24 protein-coding genes and 1 pseudogene are annotated in these 24,396 nt (G+C 69.0%); 13 read left to right on the top strand and 12 right to left on the bottom strand.

The genetic code is table 11. The annotated features are described in order from the left end of the window. Positions 1-27: 27 nt before the first annotated feature. A complete protein-coding gene (locus tag AC1RS9_RS13435; protein WP_074046448.1) occupies positions 28-1,866 on the top strand; it encodes an ABC transporter ATP-binding protein in 1,839 nt (612 codons plus the stop codon). 9 nt (positions 1,867-1,875) lie between these two features. On the opposite strand, the gene AC1RS9_RS13430 is transcribed toward AC1RS9_RS13435, so the two are convergent. Continuing rightward, positions 1,876-3,375 carry a neutral zinc metallopeptidase gene (locus tag AC1RS9_RS13430; RefSeq protein WP_006946253.1) on the bottom strand — a complete coding sequence of 500 codons (1,500 nt, stop codon included), beginning with the start codon at positions 3,373-3,375 and terminating at the stop codon, positions 1,876-1,878. Between the two features lie 318 nt (positions 3,376-3,693). Between AC1RS9_RS13430 and AC1RS9_RS13425 the strand changes: the two genes are divergently transcribed. Together AC1RS9_RS13425 and AC1RS9_RS13420 are read left to right on the top strand one after the other, a co-directional pair. Beyond that, positions 3,694-3,930 (top strand): hypothetical protein, encoded by a 237-nt coding sequence (locus tag AC1RS9_RS13425; RefSeq protein WP_040014825.1) that lies wholly within the window; start codon positions 3,694-3,696, stop codon positions 3,928-3,930. A 134-nt stretch (positions 3,931-4,064) separates the two neighbouring features. Beyond that, entirely contained in the window at positions 4,065-4,370 is a 306-nt protein-coding gene (locus AC1RS9_RS13420) for a hypothetical protein (protein ID WP_074041108.1), read from the top strand. A 130-nt stretch (positions 4,371-4,500) separates the two neighbouring features. On the opposite strand, the gene AC1RS9_RS13415 is transcribed toward AC1RS9_RS13420, so the two are convergent. Next, on the bottom strand, positions 4,501-5,127 hold the full coding sequence (locus AC1RS9_RS13415) for a DUF2382 domain-containing protein (protein WP_074041109.1): 627 nt from the start codon (positions 5,125-5,127) through the stop codon (positions 4,501-4,503). 326 nt (positions 5,128-5,453) lie between these two features. Here AC1RS9_RS13415 and AC1RS9_RS13410 point away from each other — a divergent pair, with 326 nt between their 5' ends. After that, positions 5,454-5,921, top strand: a complete 468-nt coding sequence (locus tag AC1RS9_RS13410) for an SRPBCC domain-containing protein (RefSeq protein ID WP_040014869.1) — start codon at positions 5,454-5,456, stop codon at positions 5,919-5,921. Between the two features lie 141 nt (positions 5,922-6,062). Here the strand turns inward: AC1RS9_RS13410 and AC1RS9_RS13405 are convergent, their stop codons facing one another. Beyond that, positions 6,063-6,344 carry a hypothetical protein gene (locus AC1RS9_RS13405; protein ID WP_006946280.1) on the bottom strand — a complete coding sequence of 94 codons (282 nt, stop codon included), beginning with the start codon at positions 6,342-6,344 and terminating at the stop codon, positions 6,063-6,065. 152 nt (positions 6,345-6,496) lie between these two features. Between AC1RS9_RS13405 and AC1RS9_RS13400 the strand changes: the two genes are divergently transcribed. Further along, on the top strand, positions 6,497-6,760 hold the full coding sequence (locus AC1RS9_RS13400; RefSeq protein ID WP_006946272.1) for a hypothetical protein: 264 nt from the start codon (positions 6,497-6,499) through the stop codon (positions 6,758-6,760). Positions 6,761-7,045: 285 nt separating this feature from the next. Then, on the top strand, positions 7,046-7,885 hold the full coding sequence (locus AC1RS9_RS13395) for an SGNH/GDSL hydrolase family protein (protein WP_038566908.1): 840 nt from the start codon (positions 7,046-7,048) through the stop codon (positions 7,883-7,885). Positions 7,886-7,910: 25 nt separating this feature from the next. On the opposite strand, the gene AC1RS9_RS13390 is transcribed toward AC1RS9_RS13395, so the two are convergent. Further along, entirely contained in the window at positions 7,911-8,534 is a 624-nt protein-coding gene (locus tag AC1RS9_RS13390) for a TetR/AcrR family transcriptional regulator (protein WP_171969956.1), read from the bottom strand. Positions 8,535-8,728: 194 nt separating this feature from the next. On the opposite strand from AC1RS9_RS13390, the gene AC1RS9_RS13385 reads away from it, so the two are divergent. Then, on the top strand, positions 8,729-9,742 hold the full coding sequence (locus AC1RS9_RS13385) for a zinc-binding dehydrogenase (protein ID WP_074041110.1): 1,014 nt from the start codon (positions 8,729-8,731) through the stop codon (positions 9,740-9,742). 66 nt (positions 9,743-9,808) lie between these two features. Next, a complete protein-coding gene (locus AC1RS9_RS13380) occupies positions 9,809-11,575 on the top strand; it encodes an oleate hydratase (protein WP_074041111.1) in 1,767 nt (588 codons plus the stop codon). Between the two features lie 148 nt (positions 11,576-11,723). Here the strand turns inward: AC1RS9_RS13380 and AC1RS9_RS13375 are convergent, their stop codons facing one another. The 4 genes from AC1RS9_RS13375 to dnaK form a co-directional block, all read right to left on the bottom strand. Beyond that, entirely contained in the window at positions 11,724-12,233 is a 510-nt protein-coding gene (locus AC1RS9_RS13375) for a heat shock protein transcriptional repressor HspR (protein WP_083607377.1), read from the bottom strand. Continuing rightward, the gene (locus AC1RS9_RS13370; protein WP_074046458.1) at positions 12,230-13,246 is read right to left on the bottom strand and encodes a DnaJ C-terminal domain-containing protein; all 1,017 of its coding nucleotides are present in this window, start codon (positions 13,244-13,246) and stop codon (positions 12,230-12,232) included. Before AC1RS9_RS13370 ends, AC1RS9_RS13375 begins: the two co-directional genes overlap by 4 nt. 182 nt (positions 13,247-13,428) lie before the next feature. Further along, positions 13,429-14,058: a nucleotide exchange factor GrpE gene (locus tag AC1RS9_RS13365; protein WP_074046450.1), complete on the bottom strand. Its 630-nt coding sequence runs from the start codon at positions 14,056-14,058 to the stop codon at positions 13,429-13,431. A 121-nt stretch (positions 14,059-14,179) separates the two neighbouring features. After that, positions 14,180-16,066 (bottom strand): molecular chaperone DnaK, encoded by a 1,887-nt coding sequence (dnaK, locus tag AC1RS9_RS13360; protein WP_074046451.1) that lies wholly within the window; start codon positions 16,064-16,066, stop codon positions 14,180-14,182. Between the two features lie 367 nt (positions 16,067-16,433). Here dnaK and AC1RS9_RS13355 point away from each other — a divergent pair, with 367 nt between their 5' ends. After that, positions 16,434-17,447, top strand: a complete 1,014-nt coding sequence (locus AC1RS9_RS13355; RefSeq protein WP_171969957.1) for an alpha/beta fold hydrolase — start codon at positions 16,434-16,436, stop codon at positions 17,445-17,447. A 116-nt stretch (positions 17,448-17,563) separates the two neighbouring features. Then, entirely contained in the window at positions 17,564-18,010 is a 447-nt protein-coding gene (locus AC1RS9_RS13350; RefSeq protein WP_216227663.1) for a tetratricopeptide repeat protein, read from the top strand. 94 nt (positions 18,011-18,104) lie between these two features. Here the strand turns inward: AC1RS9_RS13350 and AC1RS9_RS13345 are convergent, their stop codons facing one another. The 3 genes and pseudogenes from AC1RS9_RS13345 to AC1RS9_RS13335 all read right to left on the bottom strand — a co-directional run bounded on the left by AC1RS9_RS13345 (position 18,105) and on the right by AC1RS9_RS13335 (position 19,800). Then, positions 18,105-18,293: an aldo/keto reductase gene (locus AC1RS9_RS13345; protein ID WP_449759084.1), complete on the bottom strand. Its 189-nt coding sequence runs from the start codon at positions 18,291-18,293 to the stop codon at positions 18,105-18,107. A gap of 118 nt (positions 18,294-18,411) precedes the next feature. Further along, positions 18,412-18,918 (bottom strand): annotated as a pseudogene (locus tag AC1RS9_RS13340) (aldo/keto reductase); the annotation flags it as partial. 120 nt (positions 18,919-19,038) lie between these two features. Further along, positions 19,039-19,800 carry a sulfite exporter TauE/SafE family protein gene (locus AC1RS9_RS13335; protein WP_074046453.1) on the bottom strand — a complete coding sequence of 254 codons (762 nt, stop codon included), beginning with the start codon at positions 19,798-19,800 and terminating at the stop codon, positions 19,039-19,041. Between the two features lie 133 nt (positions 19,801-19,933). On the opposite strand from AC1RS9_RS13335, the gene AC1RS9_RS13330 reads away from it, so the two are divergent. Next, positions 19,934-20,857, top strand: coding sequence for a patatin-like phospholipase family protein (locus tag AC1RS9_RS13330; RefSeq protein WP_083607378.1), 924 nt, complete (start codon positions 19,934-19,936; stop codon positions 20,855-20,857). Between the two features lie 56 nt (positions 20,858-20,913). On the opposite strand, the gene AC1RS9_RS13325 is transcribed toward AC1RS9_RS13330, so the two are convergent. Beyond that, positions 20,914-22,506, bottom strand: a complete 1,593-nt coding sequence (locus AC1RS9_RS13325) for a DEAD/DEAH box helicase (protein ID WP_074046461.1) — start codon at positions 22,504-22,506, stop codon at positions 20,914-20,916. Between the two features lie 417 nt (positions 22,507-22,923). Between AC1RS9_RS13325 and AC1RS9_RS13320 the strand changes: the two genes are divergently transcribed. Together AC1RS9_RS13320 and AC1RS9_RS13315 are read left to right on the top strand one after the other, a co-directional pair. After that, positions 22,924-23,052, top strand: a complete 129-nt coding sequence (locus AC1RS9_RS13320) for a hypothetical protein (protein ID WP_492921828.1) — start codon at positions 22,924-22,926, stop codon at positions 23,050-23,052. Further along, positions 23,022-24,263: an MFS transporter gene (locus tag AC1RS9_RS13315; protein WP_492921826.1), complete on the top strand. Its 1,242-nt coding sequence runs from the start codon at positions 23,022-23,024 to the stop codon at positions 24,261-24,263. Before AC1RS9_RS13320 ends, AC1RS9_RS13315 begins: the two co-directional genes overlap by 31 nt. The last annotated feature ends 133 nt before the right edge of the window (positions 24,264-24,396 follow it).

Here is a 24,396-nt window from a genome sequence, read left to right as displayed (position 1 = left end):
GTCGGCGCCGGGTGGCACGCTTCATCCGTGCGAAGCATCGGCAAGATCCTGTCCTCCACCCGCGCGCTGTGGCCGTCGTATCTCGCGATCGTCGTCAGCTCGGTTCTCATCACGGCGACGTCGCTCGTCATGCCGTTCATCATCTCGGGTGCGACGGACGAGGTGGTCTCCGTCGTCAAGACGGGCGCGAACCCGTCGGGGCACGTCGCGACCATCATGTGGTTCGCGGTGGCCCTGCTCGTGGCCGACCTCGCGAACACTGCGATCAGCAACATCGGCGGGTACATCGGCGACGTGACGGCGGTGCGGCTGCGCCGCATCCTGTCGACGCGCTACTTCGAGAAGCTGCTGACGCTGCCGCAGAGCTACTTCGACCGTGAGCTGACGGGCAGGATCATCAACCGCCTCTCGCGGAACATCTCCGAGACGACACAGTTCCTCAACTCGTTCGCGAACAACTTCCTGCCGATGCTGCTGACGACGTTCGCGGTGCTCGTCATCTCCGCCATCTACTCGTGGCCGCTCGCGCTGCTGCTGCTCATCGTCTTCCCCGTCTTCATGTACCTGACGACGCTGACGAGCAAGAAGTGGCAGGTGCTCGAGGGCGAGAAGAACAGCCAGTTCGACATCGCCGGCGGACGTTTTGCCGAGGTCGTCGGGCAGATCCGCGTCGTCAAGAGCTTCGGTCAGGAGCGCCGCGAGCTCACGTCGTTCGACGAGCGGTACGCGAGCACCGTCGCGACGACTCGCGAGCAGTCGCGCTACTGGCACCTCATGGACGGCGCGCGACGCGGCGCCCTCAACGTCATCTTCTTCGGCGTCTACTCGATCATCTTCGTGCAGACCGTCGAGGGGCACTTCTCCATCGGTGACATGGTGCTGCTCATCCAACTCGTCAACATGGCGCGTCAGCCCGTCATGATGATGAGCTACCTCATTGACTCGGGCCAGCGGGCTGTCGCCGGCAGCCGCGACTACTTCCGCGTCCTCGACGAACGACCAGAGCGGGAGGGCCTCGACCTGCTCGGCGCCGCCGACACCGCGCCGGGTGCGACGATCGACGCCGCGCGTGCGCGCGCCGCCGCATGCACCGGGTCCGTCATCGAGTTCGATCACGCCTCGTTCGGCTATGACGCCGACCGGGACGTGCTGAAGGACATCACGCTGGCCGTCGAACGGGGTGAACGTGTCGCGTTCGTCGGCGAGTCCGGCGGCGGCAAGACGACGCTCATCAGCCTCCTGCTCGGGCTGTACACGGTGCATGACGGGCACCTACGCGTCTTCGGCCGTGACACCGCCGAGACGCCGCTCGACGAGCTGCGCAGCGACTTCGGCGTCGTGTTCCAGGACGCGTCGCTGTTCAGCGGCACGATTCGCGAGAACATCGCCTACGGCCACCCCGAGGCCACCGACGAGGAGATCCGGGCCGCGGCCGAACGCGCCAACGCCGACGTGTTCATCCGCCAGTTCCCAGACGGCTACGACACGACGATCGGCGAACGCGGCCTCAAGCTGTCCGGCGGCCAGAAGCAGCGCATCGCCGTGGCGCGAGCGATGCTCAAGGACGCGCCGATCCTCATCCTCGACGAGGCGACGAGCGCGCTCGACACCAAGTCGGAGCGACTCGTGCAGGCCGGCCTCGACGAGCTCATGGAGGGCCGCACGTCCCTCATCATCGCCCACCGCCTGTCGACGATCAGCGCCGTCGACCGCATCGTCACCCTGCGCGACGGACGCATCGACGAGGTCGGCCCGCCCGCTGAGCTCGCCACCTCCGGCGGCATCTACGCCGAGTTGCTCGCCCTGCAGGCGTCGGGGTCGAAGCGCGACAAGAAGCGCCTCAAGGCCTACGACATCGCCGGGTGAGCACCGCCGTCAGGACACCTTGGCGCCGGCGCAGCCCTTCGGCCCGTCGAGCGCACCCTTGCGGTAGGCGCGGATGAGGTCGAAACCGTCGGAGCCACCGACCATGAGCAGTGCCTGGATGGCTTCGTCGAGGTCGCCAGGCGACATCGTGAACGAGCTGGTCTGCGGACGGTTGTGCAGGATGACGTCGGCGGAGTAGGCACCCGCGTAGCAGACGCCGCGATCGGCGGCGTCGTCGCCGAGCGGCTTGCCCGAGCGGCTCAGGGCCGCCTTGCCGTACTGCGCGGCCAGGAGCACGATTGGGCCGAAGTCGCCTGTCTCCCGGTAGATCTCACGCGTGACGTCGTCGTTCCACCCGATCGAGTCGTCGCTCGGGCAGTAGTACGCGACGGCGTCCGTCACCGTCTCGTCGCCGCACGTGGCCGGCTTCCTCGTCGCGAACGGCGTCAGCTTGCCCATCGGCTTCCACTGCTGACCGTTCGTCACCTGGGGGTAGGTGTGCTCCCAGTAGTCGTCGAGGTCGTAGGCGCCGCTCTGCATCGCCGACTCGTACGGCAGGTTCCCGCCGCTCGCAGCGTCCGTGTAGCTCGTGAACGGCAGCTCGGTGACGACGGGCTCCTCGCTCGTGTACGCCTTGCACGCCTTCAGGCCGTCGTCGTAGCCCGTCTGGAAGGAGTTGACGCGGTCGAAGCCGTTGCCGTGCGCCTGTTCGGAGCGCGGGTCCTCACCCACAGGGTCCTTCACCGCGAGGATCGCGGCGGCGGCCTGCGTCGGCGTCTCCGACGAGGCGGCGACGACCTTGTCGTCGATCGCGTGATGGAGCCAGGCGCCGGCGAAGCAGTCGGCCTGCAGCTCCTGCACGACGGGTTTGCCGCGGTAGCCGAAACGGTGCTGCACCGCGTGCCCGAACTCGTGCGCCATGATGACCTGCGGCGCGATGTCGCCGTAGGCGCTGCGCATGTCGGTGAGCAGGCCCGTCGAATCCCAGGCGATCGCCCCGTCCTCGTAGCAGTAGTAGGCATTTCCGGTGACGTCACCGCAGACCGACGGTGAACGGCGTCCCGCCTTGGTGTCGACGGAGTAGTAGGCCTTGATGGGTGTGAACGCCGAGCCGTAGACCGCTGGCAGCTGCCGACCCCAGTAGCGTTCGAGGTCCGCGACGGCGGCCGTCGCGAGCTTCGCGGCGTCGCTGCGCCGGTCGCCTCGCACGACGACCTTCGACACATCGATGGGCTGGCTCGAGGTGGACGCCTGCGATCCGGGGGTGCTCGCGGACGGCGACGACGCGGCGCCGGTGTGTCCCGAGGTGGTGGCCGAGGCGGGCGCCGAGGTGGGCGCCGAGGAGCCACCGGTCGTGGCGCTCGTGCACCCCGTCACGGCAAGCGCGGCCGCGACGGTGACGACCGTGCCCCGCATGATGCGGCCGCGCGCGGCTGCGCTTCGCCGTGACGCCGCGTCGGTGCCCGGCAGATCGGCGCGTTTGGTCGCGCGTCGTGATGTCATCCCCATGGAGCCACCCTCCTGTGTCCGGCGCGCCTCTCGCGCGCGTCGGCAGCCACCCGATGGCCGGCCGATGCGTCGAGGTTAGCGCGGGGCGGAGAGCCTCCGCGACAGGATCGGATGCGCGTGTGGAGGGTGCTCACCAGCGCCGCCTCGCCCCTGAGCGGCCTCAGAGAACACTCTGGACGGCCGGTCAATTTCCTCTGATGACCCCGCCGCACCGTCGTCCCAGGCACCGCGTGGAGCATCCCCGCCGTCACGATCGCCGCGGCGAGCCCGTCCGGCACAGCCTCGAACACCGCACGCAGCCCTGAGAGCAGGGCGACCATGGATCTCGCCTTCGCCGACCTGCCGACGAAGCAGGGCTCGCTGACGGTCAACTTCTACCAGTTGGTCCTGAGCGCCAATGGATTCGAGGGCGAATCCTGGCTCAACCTGCGCAACGACAGCGACGTCCCCCTGCGCTTCGCGGCCGACCACCCCCTGGCGCCGCGCGTCGACGTCGTCGGGCGCACCGGACCCAAGGACACCGAGCGGGCGGGGACCTGGCCGTCCACCTCGTAGCACACCATCACGCGCGGTGGCTTCGACAAGACGACGGGAACCCTCACCTACACCTGGACGTTCGTCGGCACTGTCCCGCTTGTGGCAAGGGCGACAACGAGGCGGACTTCTGATTCCACTGACAGGACGGCTTCATGTTCAGGGGCCGCATCACGAACGAGATCCGCATCACCCCGTTGATGACCAACACGCCCCTGCCGCCCACCCTCGAGCCCATCGCCCTCACGTCCGGGCAGGGCGCTGCGTGCCAGAGCTACTACGACGCCAAGGTCGCGGAGTACAACCGATTGGCCCGCACCATTGCCTCATACGCGGACGGTTCTAGGAACAGCGGCAGCTCCGATCGTCATCGCGACCAGAGCGTCGCGCTCGGGCAGACGGTCGCCTCCAGCGTCATCGGCGACTTCCGCCCGGCGGGTGCCGTCGACGGTATCTACTGACGGCTCGGCTCGGCCGGAACGTCAGGAGGGCGGTACCCGATCGGGTACCGCCCTCCTGACGCTGCACTGGGCGCCCACGGAGGCGCTGCTCAGCAGCTTGCCCGGCACGTCATCGCGTGGGGGAAGGTCGTCACGCGCGCGCCGAACCGCCCTCACCACGTGGGTCGCGCACGTCGTCGACCTCGTCGACCTCGACGACCTCGCGCTGCACCGGCTCGGTGACGGTGACGTTCTCCTTCGTCGCCATGATGCCGAGGTGCAGCCGTTCGACGGCGTAGATCCGCGTCGAGAGCACGGGGCGCTCCTCGTGCAGCACGATGACGCCGTCCTCGTCGCGCCGGTCGGCGTCACGCGTGTGCGTGCCCTCTGCGGCTTCGACGTCGTACACCGCACTCTCGGCATGCGTGTGCTCGCCCAGCGCCGAACCGCCGTCGAGGTTCTCGATGCGCGGCTGCCACGTCGAGGCGGGGACGTCGACGGCTTCCTCGCTGCCGTCGTCGTACACGCGCACGACATCGACGACCTCGCGGCGCACGGGGACGGTGATCGTCACCTCTTCGACGACGACACGCTTGCGCACCTCGACGCGCCCGGCCTCGGCGCGCTCGACACCCGCGACGAGACGCTCCTCGTGCAGGACGACGCCCGCTTCGTCGGCGCCCACGCCATCGCGACGCATTCCGGCAGCCTGTTGACGCGTGTCCTGCTCGTAGGCCTCGGCGTCGAAGGGACGCTCGTCAGGGCGGTTCTTCGGCATCTGCAGACTCCTTCGTGGGGTGAGCGCGGCACCCCGCTGCGCCCGTGATCGGTTGGGGGCCATGGCGGCCCCGTTCGACGATCACGCTACCCGAGCGCCCGTCACGGCGCGATGCTCTCTCGGGGTGAGCCAGGCGCTCACCGGGAGGGCGCGGCTGCCGTCCAGGTGCACGCGCCACGTGCGTGATTCGACAACGGCGCCCGGTGGCCCTCAGCCTGCCGCCGCCCCTTCGCCGCGAGCGCGCCCGCCCACACACGTCGCCCGCATCGACGCCGAAACGCCCTGAACGCCTTGCGAAGACGCGCGCCGTGAGCCAAGGTGAAGACATGACTGACGAGAAAAAGATCATCGTGACCCGCACCATCGAGGCCCCGGCGCAGGACATCTTCAACGTCCTCACCAACCCGGCCGAGCACGTCAAGCTCGACGGCTCGGGCTTCATCCGCAGCGTCGACCACGGAGACCGCATCCAGAAGGTCGGCCAGGTGTTCACCATGAACATGGTCGGTGAGCACATGGGGGGCGAATACCAGACCGACAACCACGTCACCGGGTACGCCGATGACAAGCTCGTCGCGTGGCAGACGGCGCCCGCCGGCACCGAGCCCAAGGGCTGGGAGTGGATGTACGAGCTCGAGGCCCACGGCCCGAAGGAGACCGCCGTAACCCTGACGTACGACTGGAGCAAGGTCACCGACAAGGAACTGCTCAAGAAGGTGCACTTCCCCCTCGTCGAGAAGCACGCCCTCGAGGAGTCGCTCGCGAAGCTCGAAGAGCGCGCCACGTCGAACTGACGCCGTTCATCGGTGAGGTCGCGCAGTCGCCACCCGGCGCGTCTCTTGGCCCGTCAGCACGCCCGACGGCGTTTAGCTCAACGCGTCAGCACGACCGGCGGCGCGACGTGCGTCGCGTCAGCTCTTCCGACGCCGCGTCGCTCAGCGCGTCGGCAGCTGCGCGGGGTTGGGGTCGAGCCAGCCGTCATGCTCCTTGGCGAGCGCGTCGAAACGCTCGGTGAGGGCCTGCGCGACGGCCGAGGCAGGATCGTCGACGGTGTCCTGCTTGACGTAGACGCCCCACTCGTGATCCTCGTCGTCCTCCTCACCCGCCAGCGCCTCACGCACGACGCGCACGTCGGTGAAGTCACCCGATTCGAGCAGGTCGTCCGCGATCTCCTCGGCGACATCACGCTCGGGAAACAACATGAGGTACTCGGTCATGGGCACTACTGTGCCAAGGAAACCTGGGGATTGTCATCGTCGCCGCGCCCACGCGAGGCGGTAGATTGGCGACTCGAGTGGGGCGGCTCGAGTCAGACGACTCCAGTCGAGCGGCTCGAGTCAAGCGCGTGGATCGAATGTGAGGAATCGTCATGGTGTGGGCCCTCGTCGTCGCCGTCGTCCTGCTCCTGCTCATCGGGTGGAGCAACCTGACGCTGCAGAAGCAGGTGCGTCACCTGCAGGAGGAGATCACCGATCTGCGTGCGGGCCAGGATCTGTCCGAGCGCGTCAGCTACCTCGTGCACAAGGGTCGCGAGATCGAGGCCATCGCCATGTATCGCAGCGCGACGGGCCTCGGCCTGCTCGAGAGCAAGAACGCCGTCGAGGTCATCGCCAAGAACAACCCCCAGCTCTGACGTGCCGCTGGCGCCCCTGCCGCCGGCGTCAGAGCGCGTCAAGCCGCGTCAGGTCACTCTTCTCGTGGCCCGCTCCTCACCTGCGATCTACGTCCACGTGCGCGATTCTTGGTCATATCGACGAATGTGGACGGGAATCGCAGATGGGACGGGAAGCGCAGATGGTCACGGCGTCTCGTCGATGGCTGCTCGTCCACCTGAGTTCACCCAGGCTTCATGCCCCGGATCACCCACGGCCAGCCGGACGCCGGCATCGGGCCACGCGAACGACCTACCGTCAGCCCGATGAAGGGACGTTACGTAGCGGTCGGAGACTCGTTCACCGAGGGCGTCGGTGACGCGAACCTCATGTACCCCAATGGCGTGCGCGGGTGGGCCGATCGCATGGCCCGCCAGATGGGGCGTGCGGACGCGACGTGGGAGTACGCGAACTTCGCCATCCGCAGCAAGCGTCTCGACGAGATCGTCGACGAGCAGTTCGACGCCGCCCTCGCGCTCGAACCGACGCTCATCTCGTTCTACGCCGGCGGCAACGACATCCTCGCCGTCCGCTCCGACATGCCCGCCATCATGGAGCGTTACGAGGCCGCGCTGCAGCGCCTCGTCGGATCGGGCGCGCAGGTGCTGCTGTTCACGACGTTCGACGTGAAGATCTCGACGGCGCTCGAGCCGCTGCGGCGGCGCATCGTCTTCTACAACGACGCCGTGCGCGAACTGGCCCGCCAGTACGGCTGCCTGCTCGTCGATCACACCCAGTTTCGAGAGTTCGACGACCCGCGCATGTGGGCGTTCGACCGCATCCACATGAGCCGGCTCGGGCACAAGCACCTCGCCGCCTACGTGCTCGCCGAACTGGGCATCCCCCACACGCTCAAACTGCCGGAGCTGCCTCCGTTCGAGGCGCCGCACTGGCGCGAGAGCATCCGCACCGAGAGCCGATGGCTCGCCACCGAGGTGATCCCCCTCTTCCGGCGCCGCATCAACGGCGTCCGTGAGGGCGATACGCTTCCCCCGAAGTGGCCCGAACCGATCCGCCCCGCGGACGGCATGAAGCGACTGGCCCGTGCGCGCGCGGGCGACGCCGTCGAGGTCAGGGCGCGCGCAGGTGAACGCCACGCCGGCTGAGCGCCCGCGTCACGCTCACGAGCGATCAGACGCCCGCGCCGCGCACCGCGACGTCGACGAGATCCCTGAGGCGGCGCGCCACGGATTCGACCTCGGCGCGTCCGGTACGCGTGCGGTTCAGCTCGAGCACCCCACCGGAGACGATGAGGCCCGCGGCGACGACGCTGCGCTCCGCGTCACCCCCCGCTGCGACGAGCAGCGCCGCGATGGCGTCCTCGAGACCGGCGACCAGCGCGACGACCTTCTCGCGATACGGCCCGGGCGCGCCGAACAGCACCTCCCGTCCGACGACCATCGCGTTCTCGGGGTAGTCACGGGCCTGCTGCGCGAACGGTTCGAGCAGACGCAGGACGTGCTCGCGCACCCCACCGTCACCGGCATCGTCGGGCAGGTGATCGTCGACGAGATCACGCCACTCGTGTTCGACGACCATCATGAGCAGTTCCGCCTTCGTCGGGGCGTACTGGAACACGGTGCCGGCGGCGACGTTGGCGCGCTTGGCCACCGCGGCCGTCGTCATGCGCTCGTACCCCACCTCACCGAGCAGGCTCTCGGCAGCCGCGAGGATGCGGGCCTGCTTGTCGGCCTTGTTGCGCGCGCGACGACCCTGCTGGCCCGGGCCGCTCACGACGGGACGTCGGCGGGTCACGACCATGGCGTCATGGCGTACCCGGCGTGGGGGCCGGCCTCGTCAGGGCCGTCGAATCGGCCGACGGTGTCGCGGACGCGGCCGTGGCGCCGAGGGGAAGCGTCATGGATCGAAACATTACCCGGGCCGAAAGACCCTTGTGGCGCCGCAAAAAATGAGTACAGTCAAAAATGCCCAGAAACGAAGGAGACACCATGGACACCATGAAGGCCGCACGCCTCGACGTCACGCACCACACCCTGAACGTCGAGGAGGTACCCGTCCCGACGCCAGGGCCGGGCCAAGCCGTCATCGAGGTGAAGGCGGCGGGCGTCTGCCTGTCGGACGTGCACCTGCTCGAAGGGCTCATCGCGCCGCAGTTCCTCGACAGCGAGAAGGTGACGCTCGGTCACGAGGTCGCAGGCGTCGTCACCGCCCTCGGTGACGGCGTGCCGACACTGCCCGGCATCGAGGTGGGCAGCCGCGTCCTGCTGCAGGCCGGACACCGCCTCCCGAACGGCCGCATCCTGACGCGCGGCGTCGACTACGACGGCGGGTACGCCGAATACGCCCTCGCGCAGGCCGAGACGCTCGTCCCGATCCCCGACGACCTCCCGTTCGAGCAGGCCGCCATCATCCCCGACGCCGTCTCGACGCCGTGGGCAGCCATCCAGACGAGCGGGCGCGTGCGCGCCGGCGAGGCCGTCGGCGTCTGGGGCCTCGGCGGGCTGGGCATTCACGCCGTGCAGTTGCTGCGTCTCATCGGCGCCTCCCCCATCGTCGCGATCGACCCGCTCGAGGCCGCCCGCGAACGGGCGCTCGCCGTCGGCGCCGACGTGGCGTGCGCCCCTGAAGACGCGGAGGACGCCATCCGTCAGCTCTCGCCCCGCGGTCTCGACGTCGCGTTCGACTTCGCGGGCGTGGCCCCCGTGCGGGCCCAGGCGATGGCCTCCCTCGCGCCGCAGGGACGTCTCGTCATCGTCGGCCTCGCCGGGCGGCCCATCGAGATTCCGTCCGACACCGCATTCGCCTACAAGCAGCTGACGCTGCGCGGCCACTACGGCAGCGAGGGAACGGACGTCCACCAGCTCGTCGCGTTGACCCGCACGAAGCGGCTCGACCTGTCGGCGTCGATCAGCGGGGTCTTCCCGCTCGAGGAAGCGCCCGAGGTGCTCGAGCGGCTCGCGCGCAAGGACGGCAACCCGATCCGTTTCATCCTGCAGCCCTGACGGCGCACGTCCGCTCATCCATCGTCCGGCGCGATGATCTCGCGCACCCGACCTCGAGGAGATCCCATGTACTACAGCAGTGGAAACTACGAAGCCTTCGCCCGTCCCCGCCCGCCGAAGGACGCCGCGAGCAAGCACGCCTGGATCGTCGGCAGCGGCCTCGCGGGCCTCGCGGCGGCCGTCTTCATGATCCGTGACGCCGCTGTCCCCGGCGAGAACATCACGATCCTCGAGAAGGGCTCCCTCGCCGGTGGCGCCCTCGACGGGATCGAGGAGCCCGAGAAGGGGTTCGTCATCCGCGGTGGACGCGAGATGGAGAACCACTTCGAGTGCCTGTGGGATTGCTTCCGCACGATCCCCAGCCTCGAGGTCGAGGGCGCGTCCGTGCTCGACGAGTTCTACTGGCTCAACAAGGACGACCCGAACTACTCGCTGCAGCGCGCCACCGTCGAACGCGGCCAGGACGCGCACACCGACGGGTTGTTCACGCTGAACCAGAAGGCGCAGAAAGACCTCGTCAAGGTGTTCCTCGCGACGCGCGAGGAGATGGAGAACAAACGCATCGACGAGGTGTTCGGCCGCGACTTCCTCGACAGCAACTTCTGGCTCTACTGGCGCACGATGTTCGCGTTCGAGGAATGGCACAGCGCGCTCGAGATGAAGCTGTACCTGCACCGCTTCATCCACCACATCGGCGGGCTGCCCGACTTCTCGGCGCTCAAGTTCACCAAGTACAACCAGTACGAGTCGCTCGTGCTGCCGATGACGAAGTGGCTGAGCGAGCAGGGCGTGCGTTTCCAGTACGACACGGAGGTGACGGACGTCGAGTTCGACCTGACGGCGTCGGCCAAGCGCGCGACCCGCATCGAGTGGACCCGCACCGGTGAGCACGCCGGTGACACGGGCGTCGACCTCGGGGACGACGATTACGTCCTGATGACGATCGGCTCACTCGTCGACAACTCCGACGAGGGCGACCACCACACCGCCGCGACGCTGAACCGCGGCCCGGCGTCGGCGTGGGACCTGTGGAAGAAGATCGCGCGCAAGGATCCGTCGTTCGGGCGCCCCGAGGTGTTCTGCAGCTCCATCGACGAGACGAAGTGGGAGTCGGCGACCGTCACGACGCTCGATGAGCGCATCCCCGAGTACATCCGGCGCATCGCCAAGCGCGACCCCTTCAGCGGACGAGTCGTGACGGGCGGCATCGTCACCGTCAAGGATTCGAGCTGGCTCATGAGCTGGACGGTGAACCGCCAGCCGCACTTCAAGAAGCAGCCGAAGGACCAGATCGTCGTGTGGGTCTACAGCCTGTTCGTCGACACGCCCGGCGACTACGTCAAGAAGCCGATGAGCGAGTGCACCGGCGAGGAGATCACCGCCGAGTGGCTCTACCACCTCGGCGTGCCCGAGGCTGACATTCCCGAACTCGCCGCGACGGGCGCGAAGTGCGTACCGGTCATGATGCCGTACGTGACGTCGTTCTTCATGCCCCGCAAGGCCGGTGACCGCCCTGACGTCGTGCCGGAGGGCGCGGAGAACTTCGCCTTCATCGGCCAGTTCGCCGAGACGAGCCGCGACTGCATCTTCACGACCGAGTACTCGGTGCGCACCGGCATGGAAGCCACCTACCAGTTGTTCGGCGTCGAGCGCGGTGTGCCCGAGGTGTTCAACTCGACCTACGACGTGCGGACGCTGCTCGACGCCTCGGCGCGCCTCAAGGACGGCGAGAAGACCGAGCTGCCCGGCCCCGCCGTACTGCGCCGCAAGATCGCGAAGGGGCTCGACTCCACCGAGATCGGCGTGCTGCTACGCGAGCACGGCATCCTGTGACGGCGGCCTGACGCCCGCATCGCGCGCCGAGGCCCTCATCCCGAGTCGGGGATGAGGGCCTCGGCCATGCAGGTGTCGTACGACGACGGTGTGGCGCTGCGTCGCGCCGCCGCTGAAGGGTGCGACGTGTGTCGTGACGAGCTCGGGCTCAGCGGGTGCTGTACGGCACGAGCGAACGCCCGATCGAGCGCGGGCGCGGTCGTTCGCCGGGCCGCAGCGCGACGATGCCGTCGCGTCCGGCCGCGAAGACGCGCGTGTGAGAGCGCGATTCGAGTGCGTCCCGGTACTGCGCGTTCTGTTCGCTCAGCTCCTCGATCCGCGCCCGCAGCGCCGTGACCTGGTGCTCGAGCTCCATGATGCGTTGGATGCCGGCGAGCGAGACTCCCTCCGACGACAGCTCCTGCACCCGACGCAGCTGCGCGATGTTGCGCATCGAGTAGCGGCGACCGCCGCCACCCGTGCGTTCGGGGGTGACGAGCCCCAGACGGTCGTACTGGCGCAGCGTCTGGGCGTGCATCCCGGCGAGTTCGGCGGCGACGGAGATGACGTACACCGGCTTCGCCGGATCGTCGAGGCCGTGCAGCCGCTCGTCACCGACGCGTCCGTTGTGGTCGTCGACAATCTCGCCGAGCCGCCGTTCGACCCGTGACGGCGTCACGACGCGGCCCGACGCGCCTTCGCGAGCAGCTCTTCGCGCGGGTCGGCTTCGCCCGCGGCGAGGGTCTCGACGGCCTGACGCTGCTCGTCGGTGAGCTCCTTCGGCACGACGACGTGAACCTTCGCGATGAGGTCGCCGGTCGCCTTCTTCGTCTTCACGCCACGGCCCTTGACGCGCAGGCTGCGGCCCGAGGGCGTGCCGGGCGCGACGCGGACCTTGACACTCTTGCCGTCGAAGGTGGGCACCTGCACCGTGGCGCCGAGGGTGGCCTCGGCGAACGTCACGGGCAGCTCGACGGTGAGGTTGTCACCGTCGCGGCCGAAGACCGGGTCGGTGCCGACGCTGACGTGCAGGATCATGTCGCCGTTCGGGCCACCGCCGAAGCCGGGACGGCCCTTGCCGCGCAACCGGATCTTCTGCCCGTCCTTCACCCCGGCCGGAATGCGCGCGGTGAAGCTCTGACCATCGGCGTCGCTGATGCGCACCTCGCTGCCCTCGACGGCCTGACGGAACGTGATCGACGCGCGCGCCTCGACGTCCTCGCCTCTCTGGGCGGCGCGCTGACGGGAGCCGCCGCCGAAGCCGGAGCTGAACCCGCCGCCCCCGAAGCCTCCGCCGGCGCCACCGAACTGGGCGAGCAGATCTTCGAGGTTGATGCCCTGCTGGCCACCCGCCCCACTCGAATAGGTGCGGTAACCGCTGCCGCCGCCCCCGCCGAACATCGACGAGAAAACGTCCTCGGCGCCGCCGGCACCGCCGCTGAAGCGGGCGCCGCCTCGCGCCATCTGACGCACGGCGTCGTACTCCTGACGCTGCTGCGGATCGGAGAGCACCTGGTTGGCCTCGCCGATCTCCTTGAACTTCTGCTCGGCGGAGGTGTCACCGGGGTTCTTGTCCGGGTGGTACTTGCGGGCCAGCTTGCGGTAGGCCTTCTTGATGTCCTCCTCGCTCGCGTCCTGCGCGACACCGAGGGTGGCGTAAAAGTCTTTTTCGAACCAGTCCTGACTGGCCATGCGCACCTCCTTCGTGGTTTCACGCCCGCCGGCCTCGGACCGGGCGTGCATCGCGTGCGCGTGCGAATGGGGTTTTCAGTTGTGTGTCGGGGGGGGGGGGGGGGGGGGGCCCCCCCCGCGACGTCAGCGAAGCAGGTTGCCCCGCGGCACGAAGCGACTCGGCTCGGCCGCGGCGCGCTCGATCAGCCTGCGACCGAGACGCGGGCGGGACGCACGACGCGCTCGCCCACCTTGTAGCCCGGCTGCAGCACCTGCACGACGAAGGTTCCGTCGACGCCCTCGGGCGCCTCGGCCTCGACGTGCATGAGCGCCTCGTGGACGCTGGGATCGAACGCCTCGTCGACCGCGCCGAAGCGTGCCACACCGAAGCGGTTGAGCGTCGATTCGATCTTGTCGGCGATCTTGCTCATCGGGCCCTCGGTGAGGTCGCCGTGCTGGCGCGCGAGCTCGATGTCGTCGAGCACCGGGATGAGGGATTCGACGACCGAGCCGATCGTCGTCTCCTTCTCACGAGCCCGGTCGCGCTCGACGCGGTTGCGGTAGTTGACGTACTCGGCCTGGATGCGCTGCAGGTCGGACAGGCGCTCCGCAGCGAGCTTCGTGTCCGGGTGCTCGGCGACCGCGTCGTCAGCGCTCGTCGCGTCGGGGCCGTCCTGCGTGGCGGCCTCGTCGGAACGCGTCTGCAGGTTCTCGGGCTGCTCTCCGCCGGGCAGGTCGGAACCCACACCGCCGGCGAACAGGTTGTCGGTCTCGCCCTGCGTCGCACCGTCGGCGTTGTCGGGCGTGGCGCCGCTCGTGTTCTGGTCCGTCATGACGGACTCCTTCCTGCCACCTCCTGGTGGCGAAGCGGCCGGTGGGCTCCCCGTGGGCAGCCCACCGGCCGTACTCGTGTCAGGCGCCGACCGGGGTGCGCGTGGCACCCCGGTCAGGCACTCACTTGGAGGTGTCGTCGTCGTCCTCGACGACCTCGGCGTCGACGACGTCGTCGCCACCCTGCTTCTGCTCGCCTGCAGCGCCCTCGGCACCGGCCGCACCCGCGGCGTCGCCGTTCTCGGCCTGCGCGGCGTACATCGCGGCGCCCATCTTCTGGCTGGCCTCAGACAGCGCCGTGGCCTTCGCGTTGATGTCCTCCGGCGTCGCGGACGAATCCGGCTTCAGGGCCTCCTTGAGCTCGGCGAGGGCGCTCTCGGTGGCCGACTTCTCGTCAGCGGGCACCTTGTCGCCGTTCTCCTCGAGGAACTTCTCCGTCGAGTAGACGAGAGCCTCGCCCGTGTTGCGGGCCTCGGCCTCCTCGCGACGCTTCGCGTCCTCGGCGGCGTGCTCCTCGGCCTCGCGGACCATGCGCTCGATGTCCTCCTTCGGCAGCGCGGAGCCACCGGAGATCGTCATCGACTGCTCCTTGTTCGTACCACGGTCCTTCGCGGAGACATGCACGATGCCGTTGGCGTCGATGTCGAACGTGACCTCGATCTGCGGCACGCCCCGCGGCGCGGGAGCGATGCCCGTGAGCTCGAAGTTGCCGAGAGCCTTGTTGGCCTTGGCGATCTCGCGCTCACCCTGGAACACCTGGATGTCGACGGACGGCTGGTTGTCCTCAGCCGTCGAGAACACCTCGGTGCGCTTCGTCGGGATGGCCGTGTTGCGCTCGATGAGCTTGGTGAAAAGCCCACCCTTCGTCTCGATGCCGAGGCTCAGCGGCGTGACGTCGATGAGCAGCACGTCCTTGCGCTCACCCTTGAGCACACCGGCCTGCAGCGCGGCGCCGACGGCGACGACCTCGTCCGGGTTGACGCCCTTGTTCGGCTCCTTGCCACCGCACATCTGCTTGACGAGCTCGACGACGGCCGGCATGCGGGTCGAGCCACCGACGAGGACGACGTGGTCGATGTCGGAGATCTTGACGCCCGCGTCCTTGATGACGTTCTCGAACGGCTTCTTCGAGCGCTCGAGCAGGTCTTTCGTCATCTGCTCGAACTGAGCACGCGTGATCGTCTCGTCGACGTGGATCGGGCCGTTCTCGCCCATCGACAGGTACTGGAGGGAGATGTTCGTCGAGGTCGAGCTCGACAGCTCCTTCTTCGCCTGCTCCGCGGCGTCACGCAGACGCTGCATGGCGATCTTGTCCTTGCTCAGGTCGACGCCGGACTCGCTCTTCACCTTGTTGATGAGGTGCTCGACGATGCGGTTGTCCCAGTCGTCGCCACCGAGCTTGTTGTCACCGGAGGTGGCGCGCACCTGGATGGTGGAGAAGCCGTCCTCCGCGTCCTTGCCCACCTCGAGCAGGGAGACATCGAACGTACCGCCACCGAGGTCGAAGACGAGGATGAGCTCGTCCTCCTTGCCCTTGTCGAGGCCGTAGGCGAGGGCCGCGGCGGTTGGCTCGTTGACGATGCGCAGGACGTTGAGGCCCGCGATCTCGCCGGCCTCCTTCGTGGCCTGACGCTCGGCGTCGTCGAAGTAGGCGGGAACCGTGATGACGGCGTCCGTGACCTCTTCGCCGAGGTAGGCCTCGGAGTCACGCTTGAGCTTCATGAGAATACGGGCCGAGATCTCCTGCGGCGTGTACTTCTTGCCGTCGATCTCCGTCGTCCAGTCCGTGCCCATGTGGCGCTTGACGGAACGGATGGTGCGATCGACGTTCGTGACCGCCTGACGCTTCGCGATCTCGCCGACGAGGATCTCGCCGTTCTTCGTGAACGCGACGACGGATGGGGTGGTGCGACCGCCCTCGGCGTTCGCGATGATCTTGGGCTCGTTGCCTTCGAGAACGGCGACGGCCGAGTTGGTGGTACCGAGGTCAATACCGACTGCGCGACCCATGGTGGGATCTCCTTCGTTCGAGGAAACGACGATCTGTGCGCGCGCCCTGCAGGCGTGGCCCACACCGTCAGATTGACTGATGATGACTCAACTCTGTTTCGCCGTGAGTGTCAACCCTCGGCTCACCAAAGTTGCTGTTACTTGACTCAACTTGTTTGATCCGCACTTCATTCCCCGTCGCAGAAGTTTTCTCCGGGCCCCGTCTCGTCAGCCTTGGACGAGCCTCGCCCGTCGCGCGGACGCCGCCACTACCCCTGGGTAGGATCGCGGGATAGACAGGGCGAGCGCGTGTGGGTTCGCCGGCGCTGCGGGACGATGGAGAGCGACGATGCGGACAGAGCCCGAGCAACACGCGACGAGCGGAAACGTGACGGTCTCGCGCGTGCAGCACGGCCCCTCCCAAGCGCGCGTCACCTCGATCAGCGGCCCCCGCGGTCGCGACTTCGTCCTCGTCGCCGGCATCGGAGTGGCCTCCGACTATTACGTTCGCCTCGCCCTCGATCTCAATCAGGTCGGCACCGTCCACGCCATCGACCTTCCCGGCTTCGGCGGCGTTCCGCACGGCAAGCAAGCGCCCGGGATCGAAGGATTCGCGGATCTCGTCGAGGCCGCGATCACCCAGCTCGACCTGGACGACCCGGTTCTCGTCGGGCATTCCATGGGCTCACAGGTCGTCACCGAGGTCGCGGCGCGACGCTCGGATCTCAGCACCATCGTCCTCATCGGCCCCGTCGTGAACTCTGCCGAGAGCAGCATCCCGCGCCAGGCGTGGCGCCTCGCGCAGTGCGCCGGGCGCGAACCCTTCGCGATCACCGTGCACGTCCTCATCTCCTACGTGCTCTGCGGGCCGTGGTGGTTCTTCAAGGTGCTGCCGAAGATGATGCACTACCCGATCGAAGAGCGGCTCCCGCACGTGCGCGCGCACACCCTGATCCTGCGTGGGCAGCACGACGCGACCAGCCCGCGTTCCTGGGCACGGCACCTGTGCGACATCACGCCGCACGCACGCGCCTGGGAGATCCCGAGCGCCGCGCACTCCGTCATGTACGCGCACGCCGGCGCCGTGGCCGCCTTGACCGTCGAGCACATGCAGCACCCCGAAGCCGCGCACGACGACCCTCGCGATCGACAGATCGACCAGCGCACGAACCCCGACGAGCGCCGCTCGCTCGTGCGCTTCCTCTCGCGACTGCGTGGCGGTGCGACGACGCTGCGCGGGATGGTCACCGGCGACGATGCGCTCGTCGCCCGCGGCAGCCGCCGCTCCCTCGCCGGATACGACGGCCCGCACGACTCCCCCGACGTCGATGCCGTACCCCTCGACGCCGCGGAGGACGCGGAGGACGAGTCGACGTCCGAAGCGGCACGCACGACGGACTGACGAACCCCGCGGTGTGCTGCCACCACTCGTCGGAGCGCGGTTCGGAGGCGAGGTGATCGGGAACAGCGGCGCCGCAGCGATGGTTGACGCGGACACCGCGACGCACAGGAGCAGCCATGAGCGACGAGACCTTCGAGCCCACCACGCCGATGAAGGCGCACGAGCCGGCGGCCACGCCGACGATGGAGCAGATGCTCGGCGCGGCGACCAGCCCGTCAGGCCTGCACACGATCACCGACCCGAGCGGCGACCCCTACGAGACCCTGCGCACGGCCAAGGAGCTGTTCGACGCGCGCAAGTACACCGAGGCGGCGCGTCTCATCGAGGGCATGACCGGCACGCCGGAGGGCGCGTCGCCTGATGCTCGCGAACTGCTCGCCCGCAGCTACTACCACTCGGCGCAGCTGACGAGGGCCACCGTCGCGGCCCGTGAACTGCTCGACGTCGACCCGACGAACGTCGACGCCGCCGTGCTGCTGGTCCGCTCGCTCGAGCGTGCGGGCAAGAAGGACGAGGCCGCCCCGGTGCGACGCCTGGCTCAGTCGCTCGGCGCCGACATCTGACGCACGTCGGAGGGCAGCATCTGGTCCGAGAGGGCACGGAAGAACGCTCCCATCGACGTCAGCTGCCGCTCCGACGGTGCGCGGCACGCGCCGCTCAGCGCAGGGCGTTCAGCGTCATGAGGTCATCGTCGGTGAGGGTGACGTCGCGAGCCGCCGTGTTCTCCTCGAGGTGCGCGATCGACGATGTGCCAGGGATGAGCAGAACGTTCTCGGCGCGCGCGAGCAACCAGGCCAGGCCGACCTGCGCCGGCGTGGCGCCGCGTTCGGCGGCCAGGCGCCGCACCGTCCGGTCGTCGCCGACCTTCGGCAGGTGCTCGAACGCCGAGCCGAGCGGGAAGAACGGCACGCACGTAGGCGACGCCACGCTCACGGCACAGCTCGAGCGTGGCGTCGTCGTCGCGCATGAGGAGGTTGTAGGCGTTCTGCACGCACACGGCGCCCGCGTCGAGCGCGACGCGCGCCTGCTCGGTCGAGACGTTGCTGACGCCGAACGCCTCGAGCTCCCCCGCCTCGACCAGGCCCTGCATGGCACCGAGCTGCTCCTCGAGGGGGCAGGCGTTCTCCTCGCCGATCTCGTCGACGGGCAGGACGCGCAGGTTGACGACCGGCAGCCGCTCCACGTCGAGCGTCACGAGGTTCTCGCGGACCGCGGCCACGAGCTGGTCGGGGCGCTGCGCCGGCAGCCACTCACCCGACGGGCCCCGCACGGCGCCGACCTTGGAGACGATGACGAGATCGTCGGCGTAGGGGTGCAGCGCCTCCTTGATCAGTTCGTTCGAGACGTTCGGGCCGTAGAACTGCGACGTGTCGATGTGGTCGATGCCGAGCTCGACGACGCGACGCAGCACGCGGACGGCCTCGTCGTGATCGCGTGGCGGACCGAACACGCCCGGCCCGGGAAGCTGCATGGCGCCGTACCCGACGCGTCCGACGCGATGACCGGCGAGAGTGAAAGTGCTCATGCGTCATTCGACCACGCCGGCCTGGGGGCAGGCGGCGGCGCGTCGCAGATGCCCGTCAGGTGAGCGTCAGAGCGTGAGAAGACCCCGCACGAGCGCCGACGCGCCACCGAGCGCGGCGAGCGCCATCGCGAGTCGCTTCGCCTGCGCCGTCGTCACGCGAAGCGTGAGACCCTCGCCGATGCGGACGCCGATGAGCACGAGCACGACGACGAGCGGCATGAGCCACCAGGGCGGCAACTCGGTCGAGCCCGTCGACCCGAGCGTCGTCTTCGCGATGACCGAGATGGCCCCCATCGTCATGAAGATGGGCTGGAGGGTCGCGGCGAACGATCGGTGCTCCCACCGCGTCAGCCGGGAGTGGATGACGAGGACGGGCGCCGAGACCCCGCACAGCGTATTGAAGAAGCCGCCGATGACGCCGGCGACGGGCGTCGGCCACGCGGACGTGACGTGCGGTAGACGGCCGAGGCGATCGGCGCCGACGGTGAAGCCGATCGCGCCGAGCACCGCCACTCCGACGACGACCTGCAGCCAGGCCGCACTGACCTCGCGTACAACCACGGCACCCACGAGAGCGCCCGGCACGACACAGGCGCAGATGATACCGGCGCGCCGCCAGTCGACGTCACGTCGCAACGTCAGGGTGAGCAGCAGGCCAGAAACGGTCGTCGTCGCGTTCGCGAGCAGGACGCCATGGGCGGCGCCCATGATGAGCGTCAGCGTCGGAGCGAGGACGAGCCCCATGCCCGAACCCGACAGTCGTTGGAGCACCGCGCCGACGAGGATCGCCGCGACGACGGCGGCGAGCATCGCCGCGGTGAACTCCATCCGCACATCCAAGCACGTCGTCCCGCGCCTGCTTACCTCTGGTCAGCGGGCCGCGTTGGTGGCCTGGGGCGGGCGGGGAGGTTGCACCCTCGCGTTTGGCCCGTGGGGCCGACGCGCGTCAGGATGGGGAACCGTGAAGACCGTCCTCGACGTCATGCGCCACCGGCGCGACACCTCGAGCCAGCCCCTGCGGCGTGACGACGACGCGCGCGTCGCCATCGTCCTCGAAGGCGGCAGTTCCCGCGCGGCCTACGGCGGCGGCATGGTGGCCGAACTTGAGGCTCGCGACCTGCTCACGACCGTCGATGCGGTCTACGGCGCGTCGGCCGGAGCTCTCAACGGCGCCTGGCTGATCTGTGGCCGCGCCCGGGCGAATCTGCACGGCTGGTGGGCGCCGGAGAGCATGAATGCGACGATCCGCCCGTCGAACGCGCTGCGTCGCAAACCCGTCGTCGACACCGACGTCATCGTCTACGACCTGTACGAGAACGTCACGCCGATGGGGTTCGAGGAGATCCTCGCGAGCGATGTCGAGTACCACCCCATCGCCACCGACGCGGCGAGTGGCGACGCGGTCGACCTGGCGCCGTTGATCCACGACAAGGCGAGCCTGCAGGACGCACTGCGCGCCACGGCGCGGCTGCCGGTTCTCGGCGGCGCACCCGTCGAGATCGACGGGCGACGTTTCATCGACGGCGGGATCGCGGAGAACATCCCCGTCGAGACAGCACTCGCCCAGGGCGCGACGCACGTGCTCGTGCTGCGCACCAAGGCGCCGTCGCTGGATCTGAGCCCCGACAAGGCGGTCGAGAAGCGACTCGTCGCGCGGTGGATGTCCCGTCACGCGCCCGGCGCGAGCGCGGCCTGGACGCGCCGCAACCTGCGCAAGCAGGAGCTCGAGCACCTCATGTCGCACGACGACCGGGTGACGCAGGTGGCGCCGCCCGCCGACGTCGCGCGCATCTCCGTCGTCGGCCGCGCTCAGGACGTGCAGCGACGTGCCGTCGAGGACGGTCAGCGCATCATGGCCGAGACCCTCGACGCCGCAGGGTTGTGATCGACGCCCGTACCCGTTGGGCGCTTTTGCCGATGTGGACGGGAATCGCGGGAGGGTCAGCGCCCGGCGCGCGAGTTCGATGAGAACCGGGCTGCACCGCCGCTGCGACGAGCGCCGCCGGAGCGTCCTGCCGCGCCCGAGCCACCCTGGCCACGCGCACCCGAACCACCACGCGAGCCACCCTGGCTCCGTGAACCCGAGCCACCGGAAGGACGCCCGCCCGCCCGGTTGCCGTCGCGACCACCGGTCGCAGCGCCGCCGGAGCGTCCGCTGCCCTGGTTGTCACGGCCGGCGCCGTCCTGACCGCCGCGGCCGCCGCTCTGAGCGCCTCGGCCACCGGAGCGTCCGCCCTGGCCACGTCCGCCCTGACGCTGCTCGCCGCCGTCCTTCGGAGCCTTCTTGCGCGAGGGCTCCTGCACGGGTGCGGTGGGCAGTGCTGCGGCGACCTCGTCGGCGCTCATCGTGCGACGCTCACCGGGCGCGAGCTTCTCGAGCAGCGGGTGCGAGGCGGTGACGTTCGTCGTCGTCGCGTTGATCTTCGCCATGCGCAGCAGCGACTTCACGTCGCCGCGCTGATCCGGCGTCATGAGGGTGATGACGGTGCCCGCGGCGCCGGCGCGAGCGGTGCGGCCCGAGCGGTGCAGGTAGGCCTTGTGCTCGGTGGGCGGGTCGGCGTGGACGACGAGTGAGACGTCGTCGACGTGGATGCCGCGCGCGGCGATGTCGGTCGCGACGAGCGTCTCGACGGCGCCCGAGTGGAACGCGTCGAGGTTGCGCACGCGAGCGTTCTGCGACAGGTTGCCGTGCAGGTCGACGGCGGGAATGCCGCGGCCGGCGAGCTGCTTCGCGAGCTTCTTCGCGCCGTGCTTGGTGCGGGTGAACACGACCGTGCGTCCGGGTGCGGAGACGAGGTCGGTGAGCACGTCGATGCGCGAGTCGGAGTCGACGGCGAAGACGTGGTGCTCCATCGTCGCGACGGGCGACTGCGCCGAATCGGCCTGGTGCGTCACCGGGTTCGACAGGAACTTCTTGACGAGCACGTCGATGCCACCGTCGAGCGTCGCGGAGAACAGCAGGTGCTGCGCCTCGCGCGGCACCTTCGTCAGGATGCGCTTGACGCCGGGCAGGAAGCCCATGTCGGCCATGTGGTCGGCCTCGTCGAGGATGCAGACCTCGACGTCGGACAGGTCGCAGAAGCCCTGGCCCATGAGGTCTTCCAGACGCCCGGGGCACGCGATGAGGACGTCGACGCCCGCCTTGAGGGCCTTGACCTGCGGGTTCTGCCCGACGCCGCCGAAGACGGTCGTGTACGACAGCCCGGCCGCCGCGGCCAGCGGCTTGAGCGAGTCGGCGATCTGGTTGGCGAGCTCGCGCGTCGGCGCGAGGACGAGCGAGCGCGGGCGGTAGGCGTCGATCTCGTAGCGCGTCTCGTCGAGACGGGCGACGAGCGGCAGCAGGAACGCGAACGTCTTGCCCGAGCCGGTACGGCCGCGGCCGAGGACGTCGCGGCCCTTGAGCGAGTCGGGCAGCGTCGCGGCCTGGATGGGTGTCGGCGTGTCGATGCCGAGCTTGTCGAGGGTCTTGACGAGGACGGCGGGCACGCCGAGATCGGAGAACGAGGGCACAGATGACTCCTGGAGAGGTTGCATGGAAAGACGAACGATCGATGGTGAGAGCCCGCGCGGTGAATCCGCGCGTCGCAGGCGATCTCGCATCTCGACGATCGTCCGACTCTCATGCGCCACGCGTTCCCGAGATCGGAGGGCGTCGTTCGACGACGTGTGCTGCCCGGTTCGGCGCTGCCGCGCGCCGGGCGCACGACGAGCGCGGGGCGCTCCGATTCGAGGGGAGGCGCAGGGGCGAGTCGGCCACCTGCACGAAGCATCCAGTCTACGCGCAAAGGTTGCGAACCTTCACATGTCACTGTCACGGGCGTGGCATTCGTCGCATCATCGTGCTTGGCTGGAGGTCACCTATTCGCCCCTGGCGCCCGCCCCTCGCACCATGACGCTCGATGCACCACCCACCACCCGAGCCGAGGACGCCTCCAGCACAAGGGAGCTCCCATGGCAGCCATCCCCGTCGACGCGCCACGCGCCCTCGACGCCCATCGCCCGCTGAGCAAGACGTCGCTCGCCGTCGCGGGGTCGTCGACCGTCATCGAGTGGTACGACTTCACGCTGTACTGTACCTGACGACGGTCATCTCGCGCGTCTTCTTCGGCGGCGGCACGAGCGGTACCGCATGGACGCTGCTGGTCTTCGCCGGCACCTACCTGATGCGCCCCGTCGGCGCCGCGTTCTTCGGCCATGTCGGCGACCGCATCGGGCGCAAGCCCGTCCTTCTCATCTCCATGGCCCTCATGACGTTCGCAATGCTCGCGACGGCCTGCCTGCCGACGTACGCCTCCATCGGGCCCATGGCGGGTTACCTGATGATCGCCCTGCGTGCCCTCATGGCGTTCAGCGTCGGCGGCGAGTACTCGGGCGTCATGACGTACCTCGTCGAGGGCTCCGAACCGCACCGCCGCGGCTTCGTCACGTCGCTGGCCTCCGCGGCGAGCGAGATCGGCGGCCTCCTGGCGGTCGGCCTCTCGGCGCTGACGACGTCGTACTTCATCGGTGACGACCTCGATTCCTGGGGCTGGCGCGTGCCGTTCTTCATCGGCGCGGCTATGGCTGCGACAACCCTGTTCATGCGCTCACGCATGGAGGAGTCGCCCGTGTTCGAGGAGGAACCCGAAGCGGACAAGTCGAAGAACCCGCTCGTCGAGGTGCTCAAGACCGAGCCCGCCGCGGTGTGGCGTGGTTTCGCCATCTCCGCGCTCGGGTCGATCACGTACTACGTCGGCATCGGCTACGCGCCGACGTTCCTGCAGTCCGCAGGCAAGTTCAGCGAGTCCGACGCCCTGTGGCTCGGTACCGCGGCGGCGATCGCCGTCATCCTCGTGACGCCGCTGGCGGGCCTCGCCGCCGACCGGTTCGGCCGCCGTCCCATCCTGCTCATCTTCGGGGTGCTCGCGGCCGTGACGTCGCTGACGATGTTCCAGCTCATGGCGAACGGCTCGACGGGCGCGGCGCTCGCGGGCGCCCTCGTGCTCGCCGCCGTCGCGGGCGGGTGGAGCGCCGTGGCCGCGTCGGCCATCGCGGAGCAGTTCAAGTCGAAGGCCCGCATGTCGGGCATGGCGCTCGGATTCACGACGGCGACCGCCATCTTCGGCGGGTTCGCGCCGCTCGTCGGGCAGAAGCTCATCGACTCGACGGGTTGGGCGCCCGCGCCCGGCGCGATGATCGCCGTCGTCGCGATCTGTGTGCTGCCCGTCGTGTGGTTCCAGAAGGAGACGGCCCCGAACGTGACAGAGGGCAACGCCGCCAACGACCCCGCCTCCCCCACCCGCATGCCGTGACCATCTGCGATTCCTGGCCACATTCGCGATCTTCGTCCACATCTGCGATTTCCGGTCACCGGAAGCTGTCAACCTGATTGGAGTCACGTGGGGTTGAGTTGGGTGATTTCGGGTGTTGTGGCGGCGATGGGGC

Source organism: Dermacoccus sp. MPR-E5 (assembly GCF_058809565.1).
Note: the sequence above shows the minus strand (reverse complement) of the source record. Positions and strands in the feature narration are given on the sequence as shown.

Coding starts and splice junctions, on each gene's coding strand:
- AC1RS9_RS13380 (WP_074041111.1), top strand. CDS start 9,809: ATGTACTACAGCAGTGGAAACTACGAAGCCTTCGCCCGTCCCCGCCCG.
- AC1RS9_RS13405 (WP_006946280.1), bottom strand. CDS start 6,344: ATGACCGAGTACCTCATGTTGTTTCCCGAGCGTGATGTCGCCGAGGAG.
- AC1RS9_RS13400 (WP_006946272.1), top strand. CDS start 6,497: ATGGTGTGGGCCCTCGTCGTCGCCGTCGTCCTGCTCCTGCTCATCGGG.
- AC1RS9_RS13325 (WP_074046461.1), bottom strand. CDS start 22,506: ATGCAACCTCTCCAGGAGTCATCTGTGCCCTCGTTCTCCGATCTCGGC.
- AC1RS9_RS13320 (WP_492921828.1), top strand. CDS start 22,924: ATGGCAGCCATCCCCGTCGACGCGCCACGCGCCCTCGACGCCCATCGC.
- AC1RS9_RS13365 (WP_074046450.1), bottom strand. CDS start 14,058: ATGACGGACCAGAACACGAGCGGCGCCACGCCCGACAACGCCGACGGT.
- dnaK (WP_074046451.1), bottom strand. CDS start 16,066: ATGGGTCGCGCAGTCGGTATTGACCTCGGTACCACCAACTCGGCCGTC.
- AC1RS9_RS13385 (WP_074041110.1), top strand. CDS start 8,729: ATGGACACCATGAAGGCCGCACGCCTCGACGTCACGCACCACACCCTG.
- AC1RS9_RS13395 (WP_038566908.1), top strand. CDS start 7,046: ATGAAGGGACGTTACGTAGCGGTCGGAGACTCGTTCACCGAGGGCGTC.
- AC1RS9_RS13425 (WP_040014825.1), top strand. CDS start 3,694: ATGGATCTCGCCTTCGCCGACCTGCCGACGAAGCAGGGCTCGCTGACG.
- AC1RS9_RS13420 (WP_074041108.1), top strand. CDS start 4,065: ATGTTCAGGGGCCGCATCACGAACGAGATCCGCATCACCCCGTTGATG.
- AC1RS9_RS13430 (WP_006946253.1), bottom strand. CDS start 3,375: ATGGGGATGACATCACGACGCGCGACCAAACGCGCCGATCTGCCGGGC.
- AC1RS9_RS13350 (WP_216227663.1), top strand. CDS start 17,564: ATGAGCGACGAGACCTTCGAGCCCACCACGCCGATGAAGGCGCACGAG.
- AC1RS9_RS13370 (WP_074046458.1), bottom strand. CDS start 13,246: ATGGCCAGTCAGGACTGGTTCGAAAAAGACTTTTACGCCACCCTCGGT.
- AC1RS9_RS13415 (WP_074041109.1), bottom strand. CDS start 5,127: ATGCCGAAGAACCGCCCTGACGAGCGTCCCTTCGACGCCGAGGCCTAC.
- AC1RS9_RS13335 (WP_074046453.1), bottom strand. CDS start 19,800: ATGGAGTTCACCGCGGCGATGCTCGCCGCCGTCGTCGCGGCGATCCTC.
- AC1RS9_RS13410 (WP_040014869.1), top strand. CDS start 5,454: ATGACTGACGAGAAAAAGATCATCGTGACCCGCACCATCGAGGCCCCG.